This window comes from Salinicola salarius (assembly GCF_002179555.1).
In the GTDB taxonomy this organism is placed as follows: Bacteria; Pseudomonadota; Gammaproteobacteria; order Pseudomonadales; family Halomonadaceae; genus Salinicola; species Salinicola salarius_A.
Map to the genome: position 1 here is coordinate 1 of NZ_NHOU01000062.1, position 6884 is coordinate 6884.

The following is a 6884-nucleotide window of genomic DNA, read 5'->3' on the forward strand; positions in this document are numbered from 1 at the left end:
AATCAGCACCCTCGTGAATGAGGCGGGATCATAATTCTCGTCCCTATCGACTCAGTCTGAAATGGCGGGCTTTTGCGCTGACCAGTTTGATACTGCTGGGGCTGGCGGTCCTCATTACGTGGATCAGCTACAAGAGTCTGATGGAGCAGTTCCAGACCCATCAACAGGCCAACCAGCGAGAGCAGCGCCACCAGATCGAGACATCCCTGCAGAGCGCGGCCAGCGAGCTGAAGCAGTTGGCCGCTGTCGCGGCTTCCTCTGAATCGCTCAATGACGCCTTGCTATCACTGAACCGGGACCAGATTGCGGAATCTCTCCGGAACCAGTGGCCTACGCTGCAGCTGGATGCCGGGATCGATGAGCTGGTCATCTTCAGCCTGGAAGGCGAACCTCTAGCCGCCTATGGCGAAGACAACGACGGTAGCGATAAGCGGCCGTCCCGGGCGTGGCTGTCGAAAGTCGTCGAGTCCGAACAGCCGCAGGATCTCCTGCTGTGTGCCAACTCCTGCCTTCAGTTTGCTGCGGTGCCCATTCTCGTCCAGGGGGAAAATGCCGGCGTATTGATGGTGTCCCGATCGCTCGTGGATGTGATGAGCTATTTCCAGAGAAGTTCGGGAGACGATATCGCGCTGCTCAGTCGGCAAGAAGGCGGGGATATTCTCGGAAATCCCGAGCGCGTCATACCGGCATGGAGCGCCTATTCGCTGGCGCTGACGCATCAGAATATCGTGCTGCCGGTCCTCAAGGAGGTCTCTCGCCGGGTGTCGATCGACGCGCTGATCGCCAGCCCGGAAGATATCGAATACGGCGGGCGCCAGTACGAGACGAGCGTCATCCCCCTCGAGAGCGGAGAAGAGGCCGGCGCCAGTCGTTCAGGCCATTTCGTATCCGTCGAGGACGTCACCGCGCAGCTGGAGGGTATCCAGGAAACCACCGGAATGGTGTTCTTCGTTGCCCTGGCAGGGTGGTTGTGTTCCGAGGCTTTTCTGCTCTTCATTCTATGGAAACCCACGTTTCGAATACGGACGCTGAGTCAGGCCCTTCCCGGTCTGGCACGGGGAAAATTCGCGGAATTGCGATCGCAGGTATCGCGCCATACCGGGAGCCGACCCAAAGACGAGATCGATGTTCTGGCGGATGCCGCGGTCGAGCTCTCCTACCAGCTGGAGCGTCTGGAAGGTGAAGTCACTGCACGGGGAGAAAAGCTGCAGCAGCAGGTCGGGGAGCTGGAGCGTGAACGGGATCTCATCAGCGGCCTGATGAATACGGCCCAGGTGCTCGTCGTCGTCCATGGCGAAGACGAGATACTGATGGCGAATCGTTACGCCACGGACATGCTCGATGCGTCCGAATCCAGACTGGTGGGCGGCTCCTTTGCGTCGACGTTCCTGCCCTTTGCGAGGGAGCTTCATGGCGGGCAGCAGGAGAGCGATCTGATCACCCTGAAAGGCGTGCGCCGAACGATCGCCTGGCACCATACGCCGCTGAATACCTGGATCCATGACAAACCCGCAACGATATCCGTTGGGCTGGACATCACCGACCGGAAAAGCGCAGAGCAGAGAATCTCCTGGCTGGCGAACCGAGATCCCCTGACGGCGCTCTACAACCGGCGCTATTTCGAGGAGGTACTGGCGCGGGCCGTCGTCCGCGACATGCACGGCGCCATGCTCTACATGGACCTGGATCGCTTCAAGGAGATCAATGAACTTGGGGGCCATCAGGCGGGGGACGAACTACTGGTTCTAATTGCCGAAATGTTCCAGAGTCAGCTCAGTCATTCCGGCACGATTGCTCGATTGGGCGGTGATGAATTCGCGATCCTGATGGAAAATGCCTCCGCCGAACAGGCGGTCATATTGGCGAATATCATTACCCAGAGTCTGGAAAAAATCAGCCTCGATGTGGATGGACAGAAGCACAGGGCTGTTGCGAGTATAGGTATCGCTTTGTATCCGGATCACGGCGCCACACCCAAGGAATTGATGGCGAGTGCCGATTTCGCCATGTATCGGGCCAAGGAAGACCCGGTGCAGCGATGGCATCTTTTGTCGGCGCAGACGGACAAAGAGGTACTGCAGGAACGGATCTACTGGGAAGAGCGCATTCGCCACGCACTGGAACACGATGGCTTCGAACTCTGGGGCCAGCCCATCGCGAGCGTAGACGGTCTGAAGGTGAAGCATCACGAGGTCCTGTTGCGCATGCGCCCCTCCGATACGGGCGAGGTCGTTTCGCCGGGATCGTTCATACCGGTTGCAGAGCGAAGCGGCCAGATCGTCGGCATCGATCGCTGGGTCATCTCGGAAAGCCTGAAGATGATGGGGTCCTGGGGCGACTCCGATCGCCGGCTGGCCATCAACGTATCGGGCCAGTCATTGCACGACGAAGCGCTGACGGGGTTCCTCGAAAATGCGCTGAAGATGAACGGCGTCTCTGCCCATCGGCTGGTCATCGAAGTCACGGAAACCGCTGCGGTTACCGACTTCGCCACGGCTCGCTGCATCCTGCAGAACATTCGGGACCTGGGATGTGCAATAGCCCTGGACGACTTCGGCGTCGGTTTCAGTAGTTTCTACTATCTGGACCAGCTACCCATTGATTACATCAAGATCGACGGTTCCTTTATTCGGGACCTGCCGGAAAATAAACGTAGTCAAATGATCGTCAAGGCCATCGTCGAGATCGCGAAGGGATTCGGCAAACAGACCGTCGCGGAGTTCGTCGATCGGGAACCTGTTTATGACATTCTGAAAGAGTACGGCGTGGATTATATACAGGGATACTGGTTGGGTAAGCCCCGACCTTTTAGCGAAAACCTTGATGACTGACGGCGCTCTCTTGAAAACGGGACATTGGCTTGAATACGGGACATTGGGATGAGTCTGTACGATCAGTTTCATCAGCAGTTCGAATTCGTATTGGCAACCTCGGAAGCCGATAAGCGGTACGTCTATCGCTTGCGCTATCAGGTCTATACGTCCGAGTTCGGTCATGTCATGCCGGGGGAGCCCGAGCGGCAGCTGGAATATGACGAATTCGATCGCTCGGCGCTGCACTGCTTCATACGCCACCGTGCGACGCAGGAACCCGTCGCCTGCATTCGCGTCATCTACCCCGGCTCCGGTCACGGCCTTCATGAACTGCCGATCGAATCGAACTCGCGCGGCGAATTCTGCCATGCCGAACTGAACCCGGATCTCCTTCCCCGGGACCTGACCTGCGAGGTCTCGCGCGCCGCCATTCTGGGGCGTTACCGAAAGCGTCAGCCGATGCCGGAGCCCGTACCCGAGAACGAAGGGCCGATCTACCCGCGCACCGACCATGACTACAAGGTGGCTTCCCTGCTGGGCGTTTCCGTCTATCTGGCCTCGACCGTGATGATCGGTCTGATGGAGCGCCGCCATGCGCTGGCGCTGATGGAGCCGAGGCTGGCCAGGCTGCTAGGGCGCTTCGGACTGGCATTTTTGCGAGTCGGCAACATTCAGCAGTTCAACGGCGTCCGCGCGGCTTACTACATCGACCAGCACCAGGCGGAAGGGGCGCTGAAGCCGGAGCTGCAGGCGTTCTACCGCGACATCGTCGGCTCGCTGTCGGCGCAGTTCGACGAGCCGGTACAGGGCGCCGTCCAGGGCCGTTCTCCCGTGGCCGAGTACGCCGGCTCCTGAACGCGACCCGAGCCACGGGGGCGGGCCTCCAACCCCGGCCGGCATGACGCTTGTGTCACGGCGACGACGATGTAGATCGCCGTCGCCGTTTCGTTTCAGCCGATGGCCTCGGCGATCTTCTCGCCCAGGCTGCGGGTGGTTCCCTTGCCCTTCAGATCCGGTGTCAGCGCGGACTTGTCGTCGCCTGCCAGCACTGCCTCGATGGCGCTGACCATCGCGTCGCCGGCTTCCTTGTAGCCGAGGTGTTCGAGCATCATCGCGCCGCACCAGATCTGGCCGATAGGGTTGGCGATGCCCTTGCCGGCGATATCCGGGGCACTGCCGTGGACGGGCTCGAACAGGCTCGGGAACTTGCCTTCCGGGTTGATGTTGGCCGAAGGTGCGACACCGATGGTGCCGGTACAGGCCGGGCCGAGATCGGAAAGGATGTCGCCGAACAGGTTGCTGGCGACGACCACATCGAACCAGTCCGGATGCAGCACGAAGTTGGCGGTCAGGATATCGATATGGAACTGGTCGACGCTGACGTCCGGATAGCTTTTCGCCATCGCTTTCACGCGCTCGTCCCAGTACGGCATGGTGATCGAGATGCCGTTGGATTTGGTTGCCGAGGTCAGCTTCTTGCGCGGCCGGCTCTGGGCCAGTTCGAAGGCGTATTTCAGTACCCGGTCGACCCCGGTGCGGGTCATCACCGTCTCCTGCATCACCGTCTCGCGGTCGGTGCCTTCGAAGATCTTGCCGCCGATGCTCGAATACTCGCCCTCGGTGTTCTCGCGCACCACGTAGAAGTCGATCTCGCCGGGCTCGCGATCGGCCAGCGGGCTCTTGATCCCCGGCATCAGGCGGCAGGGCCGCAGGTTGATGTACTGGTCGAAGTGACGCCGGAACTGCAGCAGCGAGCCCCACAGCGAGACATGATCCGGCACCTTCTCCGGCCAGCCCACCGCACCGTAGAAGATCGCATCGAAGCCTGAAAGCGTCTCGAACCAGTCGTCCGGCAGCATCTTGCCGTGCTCCAGATAGTAGTCGCAGCTACCGAACTCGAAGTGCTCGAACTCGAGATCGATATCGAAGCGTCTGGCGGCAGCCTCCAGCGCACGCAGGCCTTCCGGCACCACCTCGGTACCGATGCCGTCGCCGGGGATGACGGCGATCCTGTGAGTCTTGTTCTGGGCCATGGGTGATTTACCTCATGAAGTCGATGATTTGTTGGAAGACCGCATCCGGCGCTTCCTCGGGAAGATAGTGGCCGCAGGGCAGGGTGCCACCCTCGACACTGTCCTGGGAGACTGCTTGCCATTCGGCGAGGGCGTCGAAGCAGCGTTCGATGGTGCCGAATTCACCCCACCACACAGCCAGTGGCATCCGAAGATGCCGGCCGGCATCGCGGTCGGCGCGATCATGCTCCAGGTCGATGGTGCATGAAGCGCGGTAATCCTCGCAGAGCCCGTGCGCCGCACCGGGTAACGTCAGGCAGCGCTGGTACTCGGCGATGGCTTGTGGGTCGAAAGGCCCCAGTCCGGCGTGACGGCTACCCATGATGCGGGTGACGTAATCCGCCGGTGCGGCTTCGATCCATGACTCTGGCAGCGGCTTGGGCTGAATCAGGAAGAACCAGTGCCAGTAGGCGGTCGCGAAAGCGAGATCGGTGCCTTCGTACATCGCTAGGGTCGGCGCGATATCCAGCACCATCAATTTTTCGACCCGTTCTGCATGGTCCAGTGCCAGCCGGTGCGCGACACGCCCGCCGCGATCGTGGCCACAGAGGAAAAAGCACTCGAACCCCAACGCCTGCATGACCGCGACCTGATCCTGCGCCATCCGCCGTTTGCTGTAGTTGAGATGCTGCTCGTCGCCCTCGGGCTTGCTGGAATCGCCGTATCCGCGCAGATCGGTCGCGACCACGGTGTAGCGTTCGGCGAGACGCTGCGCGATGCGATGCCAGATGACATGCGTCTGAGGATGCCCGTGAAGTAGCAGCAACGGTGGGCCTTCACCACCAACTACGCCATGAATGGCGATGCCGTCCTCTACATCGATATCGAATTCGCGAAATCCATCGAACATCGGCTTGGCCTCGAAGAGTGGTTTTCTTTCCACCTTTGGCGTCAGTGTAGCCACTGAACGGCGCGGGATAATCCGGGTAGAATCGAATCGACCCTTGCCTTGAAGTGGAGAATCCGGTGGCTTCGATCGACGATCTCGCTTTCTTCCAGCGCATCGCCCAGGCCGGCAGCCTGACGGGGGCCGCTCGGGAGCTCGGGCTTTCCCTGTCGGCGGTGAGCAAGCGGCTGCAGCAGCTGGAGGCGCGGCTGGGCGTCTCCCTGGCGGCGAGAACGACGCGCCGGCTGGCGCTGACGGCGGAAGGGGAGCGCTACCTGCGGCGCGGGGCGATGATCCTCGACGACCTGGGCGATCTGGAAACCTCGCTGGGAGACCAGGACGCCATGCTCTCGGGGCGGCTGCGAATCAACGCCACCTTCGGCTTCGGCCGGCGGCATGTCGCGCCACTGATCTCGCGCTTTGCCCAGCGCCACCCGCGGCTGGAATTGCTGCTGGAGCTGACCAGCTTTCCGGTGGGGCTCGACGAGCAGGGGTTCGATATCAACATCCGGGTGGGGGAGCCACCGGATTCCCGTTGGATCGCCCGGCGGCTGCTCGCCAATCGCCGGATACTCTGCGCCGCCCCGGATTATCTGGCGCAGGCGCCCCGGCTCGAACGGCTGGAAGACCTGGCCCGACACCGCTGCCTGATCGTGCGGGAAAACGATACCGACTATTCGCTGTGGCGGTTCGAGGCCACCGATGGCTCGCGGGTTCAGCGCGCCATTCGAGTCCAGGGCCGGCTTGCCAGCAATGATGCCGAAGCCATGACGCGAATGGCGCTGGACGGCCACGGCGTGCTGCTGCGCTCCTGGTGGGATGTCCACGAGCATCTGGCGAGCGGCGAGCTGGTGGCTCTGCTGCCCCAGTGGCGAGGAATCCGTGCGGACTTCCATCTGCTCTACAGCGAACGGGCCCGCGAAAGTGCGCGGATCCGGCAATTCGTTGACTTCATGACCGCGGAGATGGCCGGCCGCGTGCCTGCGCTGCCCTGAAGGCGGCTACCGGAAGGGCTGGTCGACAGGGAAGAGGCAAGCGACAGCAACGAGTAGCCAGGGCGAGCAAATCGCGGACAAAAAAATGGTTCATCGCGCTTTACCGGGAAACGCGGCT

5 protein-coding genes are annotated in these 6884 nt (G+C 61.4%); 3 read left to right on the plus strand and 2 right to left on the minus strand.

Annotated features, from left to right (window positions below; genetic code table 11):
- Window positions 1-140 precede the first annotated feature (140 nt).
- Both CCD76_RS18610 and CCD76_RS18615 read left to right on the plus strand, forming a co-directional pair.
- Window positions 141-2831 carry a bifunctional diguanylate cyclase/phosphodiesterase gene (locus CCD76_RS18610; RefSeq protein ID WP_256961385.1) on the plus strand — a complete coding sequence of 897 codons (2691 nt, stop codon included), beginning with the start codon at window positions 141-143 and terminating at the stop codon, window positions 2829-2831.
- A 48-nt stretch (window positions 2832-2879) separates the two neighbouring features.
- Window positions 2880-3668, plus strand: coding sequence for a PEP-CTERM/exosortase system-associated acyltransferase (locus tag CCD76_RS18615; RefSeq protein WP_087721006.1), 789 nt, complete (start codon window positions 2880-2882; stop codon window positions 3666-3668).
- A 95-nt stretch (window positions 3669-3763) separates the two neighbouring features.
- Here the strand turns inward: CCD76_RS18615 and CCD76_RS18620 are convergent, their stop codons facing one another.
- Together CCD76_RS18620 and CCD76_RS18625 are read right to left on the minus strand one after the other, a co-directional pair.
- Window positions 3764-4846 (minus strand): tartrate dehydrogenase, encoded by a 1083-nt coding sequence (locus tag CCD76_RS18620; RefSeq protein ID WP_087721007.1) that lies wholly within the window; start codon window positions 4844-4846, stop codon window positions 3764-3766.
- Between the two features lie 7 nt (window positions 4847-4853).
- Window positions 4854-5735, minus strand: a complete 882-nt coding sequence (locus CCD76_RS18625; protein WP_087721008.1) for an alpha/beta fold hydrolase — start codon at window positions 5733-5735, stop codon at window positions 4854-4856.
- A gap of 116 nt (window positions 5736-5851) precedes the next feature.
- On the opposite strand from CCD76_RS18625, the gene CCD76_RS18630 reads away from it, so the two are divergent.
- The gene (locus tag CCD76_RS18630; RefSeq protein ID WP_087721009.1) at window positions 5852-6766 is read left to right on the plus strand and encodes a LysR family transcriptional regulator; all 915 of its coding nucleotides are present in this window, start codon (window positions 5852-5854) and stop codon (window positions 6764-6766) included.
- Window positions 6767-6884 lie beyond the last annotated feature (118 nt).

Coding starts and splice junctions, on each gene's coding strand:
- CCD76_RS18625 (WP_087721008.1), bottom strand. CDS start 5,735: ATGTTCGATGGATTTCGCGAATTCGATATCGATGTAGAGGACGGCATC.
- CCD76_RS18615 (WP_087721006.1), top strand. CDS start 2,880: ATGAGTCTGTACGATCAGTTTCATCAGCAGTTCGAATTCGTATTGGCA.
- CCD76_RS18620 (WP_087721007.1), bottom strand. CDS start 4,846: ATGGCCCAGAACAAGACTCACAGGATCGCCGTCATCCCCGGCGACGGC.
- CCD76_RS18610 (WP_256961385.1), top strand. CDS start 141: ATGGAGCAGTTCCAGACCCATCAACAGGCCAACCAGCGAGAGCAGCGC.